At 70.1% G+C, this 15668-nt stretch carries 14 protein-coding genes; 6 read left to right on the plus strand and 8 right to left on the minus strand.

Annotated elements, in window-relative coordinates:
• Positions 1 to 221 precede the first annotated feature (221 nt).
• Positions 222 to 1190, plus strand: coding sequence for a quinone oxidoreductase family protein (locus tag G6017_RS04595; RefSeq protein WP_182616144.1), 969 nt, complete (start codon positions 222 to 224; stop codon positions 1188 to 1190).
• A gap of 4 nt (positions 1191 to 1194) precedes the next feature.
• Here the strand turns inward: G6017_RS04595 and G6017_RS04600 are convergent, their stop codons facing one another.
• Positions 1195 to 2211, minus strand: a complete 1017-nt coding sequence (locus G6017_RS04600; RefSeq protein ID WP_347237945.1) for a heme o synthase — start codon at positions 2209 to 2211, stop codon at positions 1195 to 1197.
• A 175-nt stretch (positions 2212 to 2386) separates the two neighbouring features.
• Here G6017_RS04600 and tkt point away from each other — a divergent pair, with 175 nt between their 5' ends.
• The 5 genes from tkt to pgl are packed head-to-tail and all read left to right on the plus strand — an operon-like array spanning position 2387 to position 8870.
• Complete coding sequence (tkt, locus tag G6017_RS04605) at positions 2387 to 4498, plus strand: transketolase (RefSeq protein ID WP_182616146.1); 2112 nt, start codon at positions 2387 to 2389, stop codon at positions 4496 to 4498.
• On the plus strand, positions 4495 to 5601 hold the full coding sequence (gene tal, locus G6017_RS04610) for a transaldolase (protein ID WP_182616148.1): 1107 nt from the start codon (positions 4495 to 4497) through the stop codon (positions 5599 to 5601). The genes tkt and tal overlap by 4 nt, the downstream gene beginning before the upstream one ends.
• Positions 5598 to 7178, plus strand: coding sequence for a glucose-6-phosphate dehydrogenase (zwf, locus tag G6017_RS04615; protein ID WP_182616150.1), 1581 nt, complete (start codon positions 5598 to 5600; stop codon positions 7176 to 7178). The genes tal and zwf overlap by 4 nt, the downstream gene beginning before the upstream one ends.
• Positions 7163 to 8095 (plus strand): glucose-6-phosphate dehydrogenase assembly protein OpcA, encoded by a 933-nt coding sequence (locus G6017_RS04620; protein ID WP_179525326.1) that lies wholly within the window; start codon positions 7163 to 7165, stop codon positions 8093 to 8095. Before zwf ends, G6017_RS04620 begins: the two co-directional genes overlap by 16 nt.
• A 52-nt stretch (positions 8096 to 8147) precedes the next feature.
• Positions 8148 to 8870, plus strand: coding sequence for a 6-phosphogluconolactonase (gene pgl / locus G6017_RS04625; RefSeq protein ID WP_179525327.1), 723 nt, complete (start codon positions 8148 to 8150; stop codon positions 8868 to 8870).
• Between the two features lie 87 nt (positions 8871 to 8957).
• On the opposite strand, the gene secG is transcribed toward pgl, so the two are convergent.
• The 7 genes from secG to rapZ form a co-directional block, all read right to left on the minus strand.
• The gene (secG, locus tag G6017_RS04630; protein ID WP_107747569.1) at positions 8958 to 9191 is read right to left on the minus strand and encodes a preprotein translocase subunit SecG; all 234 of its coding nucleotides are present in this window, start codon (positions 9189 to 9191) and stop codon (positions 8958 to 8960) included.
• Between the two features lie 128 nt (positions 9192 to 9319).
• The gene (gene tpiA, locus G6017_RS04635) at positions 9320 to 10105 is read right to left on the minus strand and encodes a triose-phosphate isomerase (RefSeq protein WP_179525328.1); all 786 of its coding nucleotides are present in this window, start codon (positions 10103 to 10105) and stop codon (positions 9320 to 9322) included.
• Positions 10106 to 10134: 29 nt separating this feature from the next.
• Complete coding sequence (locus tag G6017_RS04640; protein ID WP_182616152.1) at positions 10135 to 11352, minus strand: phosphoglycerate kinase; 1218 nt, start codon at positions 11350 to 11352, stop codon at positions 10135 to 10137.
• A 172-nt stretch (positions 11353 to 11524) separates the two neighbouring features.
• On the minus strand, positions 11525 to 12541 hold the full coding sequence (gene gap, locus G6017_RS04645; protein WP_179525330.1) for a type I glyceraldehyde-3-phosphate dehydrogenase: 1017 nt from the start codon (positions 12539 to 12541) through the stop codon (positions 11525 to 11527).
• Between the two features lie 117 nt (positions 12542 to 12658).
• The gene (gene whiA, locus G6017_RS04650) at positions 12659 to 13642 is read right to left on the minus strand and encodes a DNA-binding protein WhiA (RefSeq protein WP_179525331.1); all 984 of its coding nucleotides are present in this window, start codon (positions 13640 to 13642) and stop codon (positions 12659 to 12661) included.
• A 22-nt stretch (positions 13643 to 13664) separates the two neighbouring features.
• A complete protein-coding gene (locus tag G6017_RS04655; RefSeq protein WP_182616154.1) occupies positions 13665 to 14666 on the minus strand; it encodes a gluconeogenesis factor YvcK family protein in 1002 nt (333 codons plus the stop codon).
• 4 nt (positions 14667 to 14670) lie between these two features.
• Positions 14671 to 15543 carry an RNase adapter RapZ gene (gene rapZ / locus G6017_RS04660; protein WP_182616156.1) on the minus strand — a complete coding sequence of 291 codons (873 nt, stop codon included), beginning with the start codon at positions 15541 to 15543 and terminating at the stop codon, positions 14671 to 14673.
• Positions 15544 to 15668 lie beyond the last annotated feature (125 nt).

Raw genomic sequence — 15668 nt, forward strand, 5'->3', positions numbered from 1 at the left:
CGGATCAGGCTCCGACACGGCACCGGACCCGCTGGTGGTGACGGCGGGCCGACCGGTCGCCCGGACTCGCGGTCCCCCGGCATACTGGGAAAGGATCTGCAGGCTCATGGGGGTACCTTATCGCCTCCGGTCTCCCCGCCTGCCCGCCGCTCCCGGGGTGCCGCCACCAGACCCGGCGATATCGGGCTGCGGGACCGCGGGGCGTGGCGGATACTGAGTCCATGCGTGCAGTCCGGATCTCAGAACACGGTGGCCCCGACGTCCTCGAGCCTGTCGAGCTGGAGACTCCCTCACCTGGTCCCGGGGAAGTGCTCGTCCGGACCACCTCCATCGGCGTCAACTACATCGACACCTACTTCCGGGAGGGCATCTATCAGACCGCGTTGCCGTATGTCCCCGGCAGCGAGGGCGCCGGGGTCGTCGACGCGCTGGGGGTGGGCACGCCCGACCTCGTGACCGGGGACCGGGTGGCATGGTGCCAGGTGCCCGGTTCCTACGCGCAGTACGTGGTCGCCCCGGCGGAGGCCCTGGTCGCCGTCCCCGACGAGGTGTCCGACGGCGTCGCGGCGTCGATGCTCCTCCAGGGGCTCACCGCGCACTACCTCATCACCGACACCCATCGTGCGCACGGCGGGGACGCGGTACTGATCACCGCCGGCGCCGGAGGGGTGGGGCAGCTCCTCATCCAGATGGCGGTGGCCCGTGGATACCGGGTCATCACCACCACCTCGACCGAGTCGAAGGCGCAGATCTGCAGGGGCCTGGGTGCGCACCACGTCCTGCTCTATCCGGAGGCGACGCCCGAGAGGATCCGCGAGCTGTCCGGTGGCGGTGTGGCGGTGGTGTTCGACGGAGTCGGGCGGGACACCTTCGACACCAGTCTGGCCTCGCTCGAGCGGCGCGGCACGCTGGTGCTGTTCGGGGCGGCGAGTGGCCCCGTGCCGCCGGTGGACCCGCAGCGGCTCAACGCGGCCGGATCGGTGTTCCTGACCCGGCCCAAGCTCGGCGACTTCATCGCGACCACCGAGGAGTACCGCGACCGTGCGGCCGAGGTGATGGAGGGGCTGGTCGACGGGTCGCTCGTCCTCGACGTCGGGGCGACCTTCGGACTCACCGACTCGGCGCAGGCGCACCGGGCGTTGCAGTCGCGGCGCACCACGGGGTCGATCACGCTCGACCCCTCCAGGTGACCGATCAGAACAGGGAGAACGCCGCCGACAGGGTCTCGAGACCGAGAACGGCGTCGATCGACAGGGCCACGAACACCGCGGCCAGGTAGTTGTTCGACAGGATGAACAGCTTGAGGGGCTTGACCTCGACACCTCGGCGCACACCGGCCTCGAGGCGGTGGGCCATGACGATGAACCACACACCGAAGCCGATCGCGCCCGCCGCGTAGATCCATCCCGCCGCCGGGATGAGCACGAAGGTGCACAGGACCGTGGCCCAGGTGTAGAGGGTGATGCGTCGGGTGACGCCCTCCGCCGACATGACCACCGGCAACATCGGTACCCCGGCGGCCTTGTAGTCCTCCTTGTACCGCATGGCCAGGGCCCAGGTGTGGGGCGGGGTCCAGAAGAAGATGATGAGGAACAGGACGATCGCCTGCCACCAGTTGCTCGGTTGACCCTCGGGCAGGTGGTCGGTGATGACCGCCCACGAGACGAGCACGGGCATACACCCGGCGGCGCCACCCCACACCACGTTCTGGGCGGTGCGGCGCTTGAGGATCATCGTGTAGACGAAGACGTAGAAGCAGATCGTCAGCAGGATGAACAGGGCGGCGAGCCAGCTCTGTGCCAGGAGTCCCAGCCACAGCATGCTGGCCGCGCCGAGCACCAGGCCGAAGACCAGCGCGGCCCGGGGGGTCACGGCGTGGCGGGCCAGCGGGCGCCGTTCGGTCCGCTTCATGACCTTGTCGATGTCGGCGTCGACGACCATGTTGAGGGTGTTGGCGCTGGCGGCGCCGAGCCAGCCACCCACCAGCGTCAACAGCACCAGGCCGAGGTGGACCTGCCCGCGGTCGGCCTGCAGCATCGCGGGGATGGCGGCCACCAGGAGCAACTCGATGACGCGCGGCTTGGTGAGGGCGATGTACGACATGACGACGTCGACTACGCGGGCGCGCCCGCTCGCCGGAGCCGGCCGCCCCGAGGACTCTGGAGGGGAGACGGACGGCCCCCCACTCCGGGTCGGGGTGGAATCGTGCACCGGAACTCCTCGCAGCAGATGTCAACGCACTACCCGGCCGATACTACGTCCCCCCTGCACGCTCCGCGAAAGAGCGGGGGCGGGGACGGTCCGACCCCGGGGGCGGGTGACCACTAAGGTGGTCCACGACATACGCGCGGATCCGCGCCGCACCCTCGACCCGGGAGAACCACAAGTGACCAGCGCGTCGGAGATCACCGAGCTCACCACCGCCCGCCACCCGTCCGACTGGACCGAACTGGACACCCGGGCGGTCGACACCGCTCGTGTCCTGGCCGCCGAGGCCGTGCAGAACTGCGGCAGCGGTCACCCGGGCACCGCCATGAGCCTGGCGCCCCTGGCCTACACGCTCTACCAGCGGGTGATGCGACATGACCCGTCGGACCCGAAGTGGGTGGGGCGTGACCGTTTCGTCCTGTCCTGCGGCCACTCCTCCCTCACCCAGTACGTCCAGCTCTACCTCGCCGGATTCGGGCTGGAGCTCGAGGATCTCAAGGCGCTGCGCACCTGGGGATCCAAGACCCCGGGTCATCCCGAGTGGAACCACACCGACGGGGTGGAGATCACCACCGGGCCGCTCGGCCAGGGGCTGGCGTCCGCGGTGGGTATGGCCATGGCCGCCCGGTACGAGCGGGGGCTGTTCGATCCGGAGGCACCCGCCGGGAAGAGCCCGTTCGACCACTTCATCTACGTCGTCGCCTCGGACGGGGACGTGCAGGAGGGCGTGACCGCCGAGGCCTGCTCGCTCGCGGGGACCCAGCAGCTCGGGAACCTCATCGCGGTCTACGACGACAACAAGATCTCGATCGAGGACGACACCCAGATCGCCTTCACCGAGGACGTGGCCGCCCGCTACGAGGCCTACGGCTGGCACGTCCAGACCGTCGACGGGGGTGAGGACATCGAGGCCATCGAGGGGGCGATCGCCGACGCGCGCGCCGTCACGGACAAGCCCTCGATGATCGTCCTTCGCACGGTGATCGCCTACCCCGCCCCCACCAAGATGAACACGGGGGCCTCGCACGGTTCGGCGCTCGGGCAGGCCGAGGTGGACGCGGTCAAGGAGGCGCTCGGCATGGGCGGCACCGAGCCGTTCACCGTCGACGACGAGGTGATCGCCCACACCCGCGCGGCCCGCGACCGTGGCGCCCGTGTCCACGCGCAGTGGAGCGACATGTTCCACGCGTGGGCCGAGGCCAACCCCGACGCGAAGAACCTCTTCGACCGCCTCTACTCCGGCCAGTTGCCGGAGGGCTGGGACGCCGGTCTGCCGACATGGGAGGCCGACCCCAAGGGCGTCGCCACCCGCAAGGCGTCCGCCAAGGCCATCCAGGCGCTCGCGGGGACCCTCCCCGAGCTGTGGGGTGGGTCCGCGGACCTGGCGGGGTCCAACAACACCCAGATCGAGGGGGCCGACTCCTTCGGTCCCCCGTCGATCTCGACCGGGATGTGGACGGCGTCACCGTACGGGCGCAACCTGCACTTCGGTGTTCGTGAGCACGCCATGGGCGCGATTCTCAACGGGATCGCCCTGCACGGTCCGACCAGGCCCTACGGCGGGACCTTCCTCATCTTCAGCGAGTACATGCGTCCGGCGGTCCGGCTCGCCGCCCTCCAGGGCAGCAACGCTTACTACGTGTGGACGCACGACTCGATCGGTCTCGGCGAGGACGGCCCCACCCACCAGCCGGTCGAGCAGCTCGCGGCACTGCGCGCCATCCCCGGCCTGGCCGTCCTGCGGCCGGCGGACGCCAACGAGACGGCGGCGGCGTGGCGCGCGATGCTCATGGCGCTCGACGGTCCCAAGGGGCTGTGCCTGACCCGCCAGGACATCCCCGTTCTGGAGGGCACGGCCGAGTCGGCGCGCGAGGGCGTCGAGCGCGGTGGCTACGTGCTGGCCGAGGCGTCGACCGGGTCCCCCGAGGTGATCCTGATGGGTACCGGTTCCGAGGTCCACCTGGCGGTCGAGGCTCGCGAGGTCCTCGAGGCCGAGGGCGTGCCGACCCGGGTGGTGTCGATGCCGTGTGTCGAGTTCTTCGACCAGCAGGATCCGGAGTACCGCGAGTCGGTCCTCCCCCGGTCGGTCCGCGCCCGGGTGAGTGTGGAGGCCGGGATCGCGATGCCGTGGTACCGCTTCCTCGGCGACGCGGGTCGGGCGGTGTCGCTGGAGCACTTCGGAGCGTCCGCCCCGTACCAGACCTTGTTCACCGAATTCGGAATCACCGGCGACGCCGTGGTCGCCGCGGCCCGCGACTCGCTCGCGGCCGTCAACGGGGAGGCATCATGACCAACGCCAATCTCGCCGCACTGAGCGCCGCCGGCGTCTCGGTCTGGCTCGACGACCTGTCCCGCCAGCTGCTCACCTCCGGCGAGCTCGAGGAGCGGATGTCCACCTACTCGGTCGTGGGAGTCACCACCAACCCCGCGATCTTCCAGGCCGCGCTGGGCGACTCGTCGGCCTACGAGTCCGCGCTCACCGAGGCCGTCCGCGCCGACAGGGATGTCGATTCCGTCGTCCGCGCGCTCACCACCGCGGACGTACGGGACGCCTGTGCGGTCCTGGCCGACGTGTTCGAGGCCACCGACGGCGTCGACGGACGCGTCTCACTCGAGGTCGATCCCCGGCTGGCGGACGACACGGAGGGGACGGTGGCCCAGGCCGTCGAGCTCGCCGCGGTCGTCGACCGGCCCAACCTCATGATCAAGATCCCGGCCACCTCGGCGGGGCTCCCCGCGATCACGGAGGTGATCGGGCGCGGCATCGACGTCAACGTGACCCTCATCTTCTCGGCCGACCAGTACCGCGCGGTCGCGGAGGCGTACCTGGCGGGACTCGAGAGGGCTGCGGAAGCCGGTCACGACCTCTCCCGCATCCATTCGGTGGCCTCGGTGTTCGTCAGCCGACTCGACACCGAGATCGACTCCCGCCTGCCGGGGGACTCCGACCTGCGTGGCAGGGCGGGGCTGGCCAACGCGCGGCTGTGTCAGGACGTCTACGACGAGGTCTACGACACCTCGGGTCGTTTCGGTGATCTCGCAGCCCGGGGGGCCCGCCCCCAGCGGCTGCTCTGGGCGTCCACCGGCGTCAAGGACCCCGCCTACCCCGACACCCTCTACGTGAGCGGTCTGGTCACCCACGGCACCGTCAACACCATGCCCTTCGCGACCATGGAGGCGTTCGCGGACCACGGCGTCCTCGAGGGCGACACGGTGCGGGGCACCGGTGAGGCCTCGCGGGAGACCCTCGAGGCGCTGCGTGCGGAGGGGATAGACCTCGACGAGGTCTTCACCCTGCTCGAGCAGCAGGGTGTGAGCAAGTTCGTCAGCGCGTGGGACGACCTGATCGCCACGGTGACCTCGCGGATCGACGAGATCCCCTCGGGGTCGTGACCGAACCGGCCAGTCGGCCCTTCCCGGCCGTCGGCGACCCCGTCGGCGGCCCGGAGGGCTCGGCCAACCCGCTCCGCGATCCGCGGGACCGGCGGCTGCCACGGATCGCGGGCCCGTCCGGGCTCGTCATCTTCGGCGTCACCGGTGACCTCTCCAAGAAGAAGCTCATCCCCGCGATCTACGACCTCGCGAACCGTGGTCTGCTCCCCCCGGGCTTCTCCCTCATCGGCTTCGGTCGACGCCGGTGGACCCACTCCGAGTTCGCCGGGTTCGCGCGTGAACACGCCCGGGAACGGTGTCGTACCCCGTTCCGTGAGGACGTCTGGGAGCAACTGGAGGCGGGACTGCGGTTCGTCACCGGGACCTTCGACGACGACGAGGGCTTCGACCACCTGGCGGAGCAGCTGACGGCTCTGGAGGTCGACCGGGGCACGGCCGGGAACTACGCGTTCTACCTGTCCGTCCCCCCGGACGACTTCCCCACGGTCTGTCGGCACCTCGACCGGACCGGATGCACCAGGGCGGTCGACGGATCGTGGCGCCGCGTGGTGATCGAGAAGCCCTTCGGTCACGATCTGGCGAGTGCCCGCGAGCTCAACGCCGTGGTGGGTGCCGTCTTCCCCGAGGACTCGGTGTTCCGCATCGACCACTACCTGGGCAAGGAGACGGTCCAGAACATCCTCGCCCTGCGCTTCGCCAACCAACTCTTCGAGCCGGTGTGGAACGCCAATCACGTCGACCACGTGCAGATCACCATGGCCGAGGACATCGGTCTGGGCGGCCGCGCCGGCTACTACGACGGCATCGGGGCGGCGCGCGACGTCATCCAGAACCACCTCATCCAGCTCATGGCCCTGGTGGCGATGGAGGAACCCACGGACTTCTCGGCCGCCGCGCTGCGGGCGGAGAAGACCAAGGTCCTCGAGTCCACCTCACTGGCGCTGCCGATCTCCGAGACCGCGGCCCGGGGTCAGTACTCCGGTGGGTGGCAGGGGTCCGAGCAGGTCGTGGGGCTCAAGGACGAGGACGGATACGACCCGTCCTCCACCACCGAGACCTACGCCGCGATCACCCTCGAGGTCCACAACCGACGCTGGGCCGGGGTCCCGTTCTACCTGCGCACCGGCAAACGGCTGGGCCGTCGTGTCACCGAGATCGCGGTGGTCTTCCGACGCGCGCCGCACCTGCCCTTCGACGCGACCATGACCCAGGAACTGGGTCAGAACGCCCTGGTGATCCGCGTCCAGCCGGACGAGGGCGTCACGCTGCGGTTCGGGTCCAAGGTGCCCGGGACCGCGATGGAGGTCCGCGACGTCAACATGGACTTCGCCTACGGCGAGGCGTTCACCGAGTCCTCGCCCGAGGCCTACGAGCGGTTGATCCTCGACGTCTTGCTCGGCGAGCCGTCACTCTTCCCCGTCTCGCGCGAGGTGGAGTTGAGCTGGATGTTGCTCGATCCCGTCCTCGACGAGTGGTCGGCCGGCGGCACCCCGGAGCAGTACCAGGCCGGGACGTGGGGCCCGCGTGGTGCCGACGAGATCCTGACCCGCAGTGGCCGCGCATGGAGGCGACCGTGATCATCGACCTGCCCGACACCTCGACCCGCGAGATCTCCAAGAAGCTCGTGCAGATCCGCGAGGACGCGGGCCTGAGCACCATCGGCCGGGTGCTCACGCTGATCGTCCTCACCGACCACGTCCGCGGCAGCGAATCCGCGATCGAGGCGGCCAACGAGGCCAGCCGGGAGCACCCGTGCCGCGTGATCGTGGTGATCCGCGGCAACCGTGCCAGGGCCGACCGGCTCGACGGTCAGATCCGGGTCGGTGGCGACGCGGGAGCGGCCGAGGTCGTGGTCCTGCGGACCTCGGGGGCGATGGCGTCGCAGTCCGCCTCGTTGGTCACCCCGCTGCTCCTCCCCGACACCCCTCTCGCGGTGTGGTGGCCCAGGCATTCGCCGACACTGCTGTCCGAGGACAAGGTGGGCCGACTCGCGCGTCGCCGGATCGTGGACTCCGACGCCGAGGGCCACCCCACGGACGCACTGGCCAAGCGGGCGGCCGGATACTCCCCGGGTGACACCGATCTCGCCTGGGCCCGGGTCACGCACTGGCGTTCCCTGCTGGCGGCCACGCTGGACCGGCCGCCGTTCGAGACGATCACGGGCGCCACGGTGTGCGGCCCCGAACGGGCCGCGTCCGTGGACCTCGCCGGTGGGTGGCTCGCCTCCCGTCTCGGGATCGACGTCCATCGCGCGGTGGGGCCGAGGATGGTCGTCCTGGAGCGTGCCTCCGGATCGATCGTCATCGAGCAGGTGAGCCCCACCTCCGCGGAGCTGCGGATCACCGGTCACTCCCCCACACGGGTGACGTTGGTGAAACGGAGCGTGGCGGACTGCCTCGCCGAGGAGCTGCGCCGCATGGACACGGACGGTGTGTACGCCGACGCACTCGCGAACCACGATCGTGTGATCTACACCTCGGCCTCCGTCCGCTGAGCGGGGCCGCCCACGTACCGGACGACCGAGACCCGACACCACAGGAGGACCGATGTCCCACATCCGTCATCTCGTCCACGCCGACCCCGACGCGCTCGCCACCGCGGCCGCCCGGGACGCGGTGGAGCATCTGACCGAGCGGATCGCCGCCGCCGGACGGGCGAGTCTGTCGCTGACCGGGGGCTCGGTGGGGGTCAAGACCGCCGCCGCGCTCGCCGACTCGACCGTGGAATGGGAGAAGGTCACGATCTTCTTCGGCGACGAACGCTTCGTTCCCGCCGATCACCCGGAACGCAACGACGGCCAGCTGGACGAGGCACTGCTCGACTCCCTGGGGGACCGTCCGACAGTGCATCGCTGGCCCGCGAGAACCGGGCAGGACAGCGATGTCGACTCCGCCGCCGAGCGCTTCCTCGAGTCGTTGACGATCCCCGCCGGGGACGATCCGATCTTCGACGTGACCATCCTCGGGATGGGCCCGGAGGGCCACATCGACTCGATCTTCCCGCACACCCCCGCGGTCGCCGAGACGGATCGGCTGGTCGTGGGGGTCCGCGACTGCCCCAAGCCGCCACCGGAGCGGCTGACGTTCACCCTCCCGGCGGTTCGTCGCTCGCGGCACATCCTGGTGGTGGCCGCGGGTGAGGGCAAGGCGGAGGCGGTCGCGGAGGGAATCGGCGGGGCCTCGCCGTCGGAGTGGCCGGTGGCCGGTGCCGTGGGCACCGAGTCCACGACCTACCACCTCGACGTGGGCGCGGCATCCGCTCTGGGCTGACCCGGTACCGACGACGACGGGGTGCGCTCCTCCTCGCGGAGGAGCACACCCCGTGTGGACCCGCCGCGCGGCGCGACGGTCAGGCGATCAGCCGAAGCGCACCAGGAGTCCGACGGCGACGATGGCGATGAGCCACAGGATGGCGACCACCACGGTCACCCGGTCGAGGTTGCGCTCCACGACGCTGGACCCGGAGAGGCTGGACTGGACACCACCGCCGAACAGTGAGGACAGTCCGCCCCCCTTACCGCGGTGCAGCAGGATGAACAGCATCAACAGCAGGCTGGTGGCGACGAGGAAGATGTCCAGGGCGAGCTTCATGTACGGATCGGGCCTTACGTCGGGTCGGGGTGGTCGGAGGACGACTGGTCCAGACTACCCGGTGAGGTCGTCGAGGCGAATCCCGGCGCGCCCGCCCGTGTCGGGGCGGCCACGCCGGGCCTGTCGACTCAGGGCAGCGGACCGCCGGCGGCGATGGCCGAGAGCTGGGCGAACTCGTCGGGCTTGAGCGAGGACCCGCCCACGAGGCCGCCGTCGACGTCGGGCTGCTCGAGCAGTTCACCGACGGTGGAGGAGTTGACACTCCCGCCGTACAGGACCCGCATCCGGTCTGCGATCTCGGGGCCGGCCAGCTCGGTGAGGGCCCCGCGGATGGCCGCGCAGACCTCCTGCGCATCCGCTGCGGAGGCGGTCTTCCCCGTGCCGATGGCCCACACGGGCTCATAGGCGATCACGGTGGAGGCCAGCTGTTCCTCGTCCAGGCCCGCGAGTGACCCCTTGAGCTGCTCGACGACGACGCCCACGTGGTCACCGGCCTCCCGGGTCTCGAGCTTCTCCCCCACGCAGACGATCGGGCTGAGGCCGTGCTTGTGGCACGCTGCGGCCTTGGCGGCGACCAGCTCGTCGGTCTCCGAGTGGTACTCGCGGCGCTCGGAGTGCCCGACCACGACATAGGTACACCCCAGTTTGGCGAGCATCCCCGCCGAGATCTCACCGGTGTACGCACCCGACTCGTGGACCGACACGTCCTGTGCGCCGTAGGCGAAGCCGAGCTTGTCCCCCTCGATCACGATCTGGACACCGCGGATGTCGGTGTACGGAGGGATGAACGCCACCTCCACTTTCTCGAGATACTTCTCGGGCAGTGCGAAGGCCACCTTCTGCACGAGTGCGATCGCCTCGAGGTGGTTGAGGTTCATCTTCCAGTTGCCGGCGATGAGGGGGGTGCGTGCCATGTCGTCTCCTGTGGGTTGGCGCGTGCGGATCAGTTGGTGCGTTCGAGGGCGGTGACCCCCGGGAGTTCCTTGCCCTCGAGGTACTCGAGAGAGGCTCCGCCGCCGGTCGAGATGTGCGAGAAGTTCTCCTCGCCGAGCCCGAGCGTCCGGACGGCCGCCGCGGAGTCGCCGCCGCCCACCACGGAGAACGCGCCGTTGCGGGTGGCCGTGATGATCGCCTCGGCGACGCCACGGGTACCGGCCGAGAACGCCTCGAACTCGAACACGCCCATCGGGCCGTTCCAGAAGACCGTCTTGGCGGCGGACAGCTTCTCGGTGAACAGCGCCACCGACTCTGGGCCGATGTCGAGTCCCATCCTGCCGTCCGGAATCGCGTCGGCCGGCACCGTGGTGTGCGCCGCGTCGGCGGCGAACCCGTCGGCCGCCACCACGTCCACGGGCAGGGTGATCACGTCGCCGAACTTGTCGAGCAGGTCCTTGCAGGTGGCGATCATCTCCTCCTGCAGGAGCGAGGACCCGACGCCGTGGCCCTGTGCGGCGAGGAAGGTGAAGCACATACCGCCGCCGATGACCAGGGTGTCGACCTTGGGGGCGAGGGCCTCGATCACGGCGAGCTTGTCCGAGACCTTGGAGCCGCCGAGCACCACGGCGTAGGGGCGCTCGGCGTCACCGGTCAGGCCGGCGAGGACCTCGACCTCACTCTGGACCAGGTCACCGGCGTAGGCGGGGAGCACCTCGGCGATGTCGCAGACCGAGGCCTGGGCGCGGTGGACCACACCGAACCCGTTGGATACGAATGCGCCGTCCTCCCCCACGAGGCTCGCCAACTCGGCGGCCAGAGCGGCACGCTCGGCGGGATCCTTGCTGGTCTCACGGGGGTCGAAGCGGATGTTCTCGACCAACAGCACGTCGCCGTCGGTCAGTCCGTTGGCGCGCTCACGGGCATCCGGCCCCACCACGTCGCCCGCCAGTTGCACGTACCGGCCCAGCTCGTCCCCCAGCTTCTCCGCCACGGGGGCCAACGAGAACGCGGGATCGGCGGCGCCCTTCGGCCGGCCCAGGTGCGCCGTGATCACCAGTGCGGCGCCGGCGTCGAGGAGGGCGTTGAGGGTGGGCAGCGAGGCCGTGATCCGACCGGAGTCGGTGATGGTCGATCCGTCGAGCGGGACGTTGAGGTCGCAGCGGACGAGGATCTTACGACCTTCGACGCCGGCGTCGAGCAGGTCCTGGAGTGTGCTCACTGCCATGGGGTGGGGCTCCTGTCGGGAGGACGGTGATGGTGTGGTCCGGGTGGTGTGGTCCGGGTGGTGTAACTCGGAAGCGGCGGTACGGGTGATGTACCTCGGGCCCGGCCGGGACGCTCTGGGCGTTCCCGGACCGGGCCCGGTGTGATGCGGGGTCGTCAGGCCCTGGGGGCTCTTACAGCGACTTGCCGACCAGGCCGATGATGTCGGCGAGGCGGTTGGAGTAGCCCCACTCGTTGTCGTACCAGGAGGCGATCTTGATCTGGCCGTCGATGGCCTTGGTCAGCGGCGCGTCGAAGATCGAGGAGTGCGGGTCGCCGACGATGTCGGAGGAGACGATGGGATCCTCGGTGTACTTGAGGATGCCCTTCATGGGGCCCTCGGCGGCGGCCCTGATCGCGGCGTTGACCTCGTCGACGGAGGCCTTCTTCTCGAGCTCGACCGTGAGGTCGGTGAGCGAGCCGGTGGGCAGCGGGACGCGCACGGCGTAGCCGTCGAACTTGCCCTTGAGCTCGGGCAGGACCAGGGCGACCGCCTTGGCCGCACCGGTGGAGGTGGGCACCATGTTGATGCCGGCGGCGCGGGCGCGGCGCATGTCGCTGTGGGGCGCGTCCTGGAGGTTCTGATCCTGGGTGTAGGCGTGGATCGTGGTCATGAGGCCCTTGATGATCCCGAACTCGTCGGAGAGGACCTTGGCGACCGGCGCGAGGCAGTTGGTGGTGCAGGAGGCGTTGGAGATGATCGTCTGCGAGCCGTCGTACTCGTGGTCGTTGACCCCCATGACGATGGTGATGTCCTCGTTTTTGGCCGGCGCCGAGATGATGACCTTCTTGGCGCCACCCTCGAGGTGGCCCTTGGCCTTCTCCGCATCGGTGAAGATGCCGGTGGACTCGACGACGACGTCGACGCCGTAGTCACCCCACGGCACGGACGCGGGGCCCTCCTTGACCGCGAGGGCGCCGATCTTGGTGCCACCGACGGTGAGCGACGAGTCGTCGAACGTGACCTCCTTGCCCAGGCGGCCGAGGATCGAGTCGTACTTGAGCAGGTGAGCGAGCATGTCGTTCGTGGTGAGGTCGTTGACGGCCACGATCTCGATATCCGTCTTGCCCTCGGCCTTCAGTGCCTCCACCGCGCGGTAGAAGTTGCGGCCGATACGTCCGAATCCGTTGATGCCTACGCGCACGGTCACGTGATGTCTCCTTATAGGTGGTGCGAGAAAGAACCCCTGAGGGCGGGGTGGTGCCCGGGGACGTGACCCAGACTACCCGCCCCATGTGGGGGCTGTGCAGGGTCCACAGGCCACGGATCAGTCTTCGTCGAGCATGTCCTCGGTCACGACGGACTCGGTGTCCGGGATGCCCAGATCGGCTGCTTTGCGGTCCGCCATCGACAGCAGTCGGCGGATCCGTCCGGCCACCGCGTCCTTGGTCATGGGTGGGTCGGCGAGCTGGCCCAGTTCCTCGAGCGAGGACTGACGGTGTTGGACGCGCAGCTCTCCCGCGGCCAACAGGTGGTCCGGGACGTCCTCGGCGAGGATCTCGAGCGCGCGCTGGACGCGGGCGGCCGCGGCGACCGCGGCTCGGGCCGATCTGCGGAGATTCGCGTCGTCGAAGTTGGCGAGCCGGTTGGCGGTCGCCCGGACCTCCCCGCGGGACCGTCGCTCCTCCCAGATGTCCCTGGTGGCGGAGGCGCCCATCCGGGCGAGGAGGATCCCGATGGCCTCCCCGTCCCGGATCACCACCCGGTCGCCGCCACGGACCTCGCGGGCCTTCGCGGTGACCCCGAGCCGACGTGCGGCCCCCACCAGGGCCATCGCCGCCTCGGCGCCCGGAGCGGTCACCTCCAGGGCCGACGACCGTCCGGGTTTGGTGAGGGAACCGTGGGCGAGGAACGCCCCCCGCCACGACGCCTCCGCGGCCGCGACGGACCCGCCGACCACCGCGGCGGGCAAACCCCGGACCGTGCGACCGGCGCTGTCGACCAGGCCGAGTTGGCGGGTCAGGTCCGCACCCCGGTCGATCACCCGCAGAACGAACTTCCGGGCCGGCTTCCCCCCGGATCCCCCGATCGGGTGGATCTCGCAGGGGACCGAGAACAGCGAGTCGAGTTCCCCGGACAGGCGATCGGCGATCTCCCCCGAATCGACCTCCGCCTCGATCACCAGGCGTCCCGAGAGGACCTGGAGGGTGCCCGCGAACCGCAGGAGCGAGGCGATCTCCGCCTTCCTGGTCTCGGAGTTGCCCACCGGGACCCTCACCAGTTCGGACTTGACCTGTGCGGTCAGTGACACGCCCTGCTCCTTCGTTCTCCGGTCATTCATCGGCCCCCGCCGTCACCGTGGCGGCGAGCGCCCGGGCGAGTAGTGCAGGGTCGTGTACGGGTCTCATCGTCCCATCCGGTGCCGTCCTGGCGATGTCCGCCACCATGACCCGCGCGCCGAGGCCCGCCGCGGCGCGGTCGAGGTGCTCGCGCTCGGTCCCGCTGAGCGGCATCCGCGGGTCCACCAGGACGACGTCGACGTCGACCTCGGGCGCATGTTGGCGCAGGACGTGGAGGTGCTGTTCGGCGGAGAACCCGGCGGTCTCCCCGTGCTGCGGCGCCAGGTTGAGGACGAGCGCCCGGGTCGCGGCCGTGCGGGCCAGAGCGGACGCGATCTCGGGCACCAGCACGTTCGGGATGACGCTCGTGAACCACGATCCCGGCCCCAGGACGACCATGTCCGCGGCCTCGATGGCCTCGACGACGCCCTCCGCCACCGGCGGGTCGGCGGGGATGAGGCGTACCCGCCGCACGCTGCCGGGGGTGGTGGCCACCGCGACCTGGCCGATGATCGTGCGCACGACCCGGGGGTCGGCTTCCAGGCCGACGACCTCCGCGGCGATGTCGAGGGCGACCGGAGACATGGGGAGCACGCGCCCGGTCACCCCGAGCATCGACCCGACGGCGTCGAGCGCCTTGACGGGATCGCCGAGGAGTTCCCAGAACCCCGCGTAGACGAGGTTTCCCACGGCGTGGCCCGCCAGAGCCCCGGTTCCGCCGTAGCGGTGCTGGAACAGGCTGGTCAGCTGCTCGTGCTCGTCGTCGTCGGCGGCGAGTGCGCACAGTGCCATCCGGAGGTCCCCGGGGGGCAGGATGTCGAGTTCGCGCCGGAGACGCCCGGAGGAACCGCCGTCGTCGGCGACGGTCACCACCGCGGTCACGTGGTCGGCCACCATCCGTCCGGCGCGCAGGGTCGCCGACAACCCGTGTCCTCCGCCGAGGGCGACGAGTGATCCCATCCGGTCGGATCCGTCGACCGTGGCCTGGCCGGTCATGCGATCACTCTCGTCCGAGGTCACGGTGCCGGACGTGGACGTCGACGGAGTCGAGGCCGGCGAGCCGCCCGGCCAGTGACTCGGAGATCGCCACGCTCCGGTGTTTTCCGCCGGTGCACCCGACCGCGATGGTCATGTACCGCTTGCCCTCACGCCGGTACCCGGTCATCGCGAGACCGATCATCGTCACCCCGGCGCGGAGATACTCCTCGATGGACTCGTCCGCCAGCACGTAGTCCTGGACGGGCTTCTCGCGTCCGGTGTGCGCCTGCAACTCCGGGATCCAGTGCGGGTTGGGCAGGAACCGCATGTCGAGCAGCATGTCCACATCCACCGGTACCCCGTACTTGAAGCCGAAGGACTCGACGGTGAGGTGGAAGTCGAACCCCAGGTCACCGAACGGCTTCTCGAGCCGGTGCCGCAGGTCGTGGACGCTCAGCGCGGTGGTGTCGACCACGACGTCGGCGCGGCCGCGGATCCCCTCCAGCACCTTGCGTTCCCGCTGGATACCGTCGATCAGGCCGTCACCCGACTGAAGGGGGTGGGACCGCCTGACGTTGTTGAAGCGTTTGACCAGGGCTTCGTCGGAGGCGTCCAGGAACAGGATCCTCGCCTGCGGGCGTCCGTCGAAGCGCCCCAGCAGTTCGCCGATGTGCTCGTCGAACCCCAGGCTGCGGACGTCCGCCACGATCGCGAACCTCCGGGGTTCCTCCTCCGTCTCGCCGAGCCGATCCACCAGTTCCCCGATGAACTTCAGCGGGAGGTTGTCCACGACGTACCAGCCGAACTCCTCGAGCACCTTCGACGCCGTGCCCTTGCCCGCACCGGACATCCCGCAGATGAGCAGGAGTTCGCGGCTCTCATCGTTCATGTCCATGGTTCACCTCGAGTCGCTCGTTCCGCCATCGCCGACCGCACGGTCCGAGTCTCCCACGCCGGCGCCGGACCCGTCCGGACCCGGTGTGTCGGCGGGCGCCGCGTCCACCGCCGCGTCCGCCGCCG

This window comes from Dietzia sp. B44, assembly GCF_014145245.1.
GTDB classification, from domain to species: domain Bacteria; phylum Actinomycetota; class Actinomycetes; order Mycobacteriales; family Mycobacteriaceae; genus Dietzia; species Dietzia natronolimnaea.

What these genes read in the sequence shown, in the direction of transcription:
- G6017_RS04595 (WP_182616144.1), top strand. Translation starts at nt 222, where the DNA reads ATGCGTGCAGTCCGGATCTCAGAACACGGTGGCCCCGACGTCCTCGAG.
- tal (WP_182616148.1), top strand. Translation starts at nt 4,495, where the DNA reads ATGACCAACGCCAATCTCGCCGCACTGAGCGCCGCCGGCGTCTCGGTC.
- G6017_RS04620 (WP_179525326.1), top strand. Translation starts at nt 7,163, where the DNA reads ATGGAGGCGACCGTGATCATCGACCTGCCCGACACCTCGACCCGCGAG.
- pgl (WP_179525327.1), top strand. Translation starts at nt 8,148, where the DNA reads ATGTCCCACATCCGTCATCTCGTCCACGCCGACCCCGACGCGCTCGCC.
- secG (WP_107747569.1), bottom strand. Translation starts at nt 9,191, where the DNA reads ATGAAGCTCGCCCTGGACATCTTCCTCGTCGCCACCAGCCTGCTGTTG.
- tpiA (WP_179525328.1), bottom strand. Translation starts at nt 10,105, where the DNA reads ATGGCACGCACCCCCCTCATCGCCGGCAACTGGAAGATGAACCTCAAC.
- G6017_RS04640 (WP_182616152.1), bottom strand. Translation starts at nt 11,352, where the DNA reads ATGGCAGTGAGCACACTCCAGGACCTGCTCGACGCCGGCGTCGAAGGT.
- G6017_RS04655 (WP_182616154.1), bottom strand. Translation starts at nt 14,666, where the DNA reads ATGACCGGCCAGGCCACGGTCGACGGATCCGACCGGATGGGATCACTC.
- rapZ (WP_182616156.1), bottom strand. Translation starts at nt 15,543, where the DNA reads ATGGACATGAACGATGAGAGCCGCGAACTCCTGCTCATCTGCGGGATG.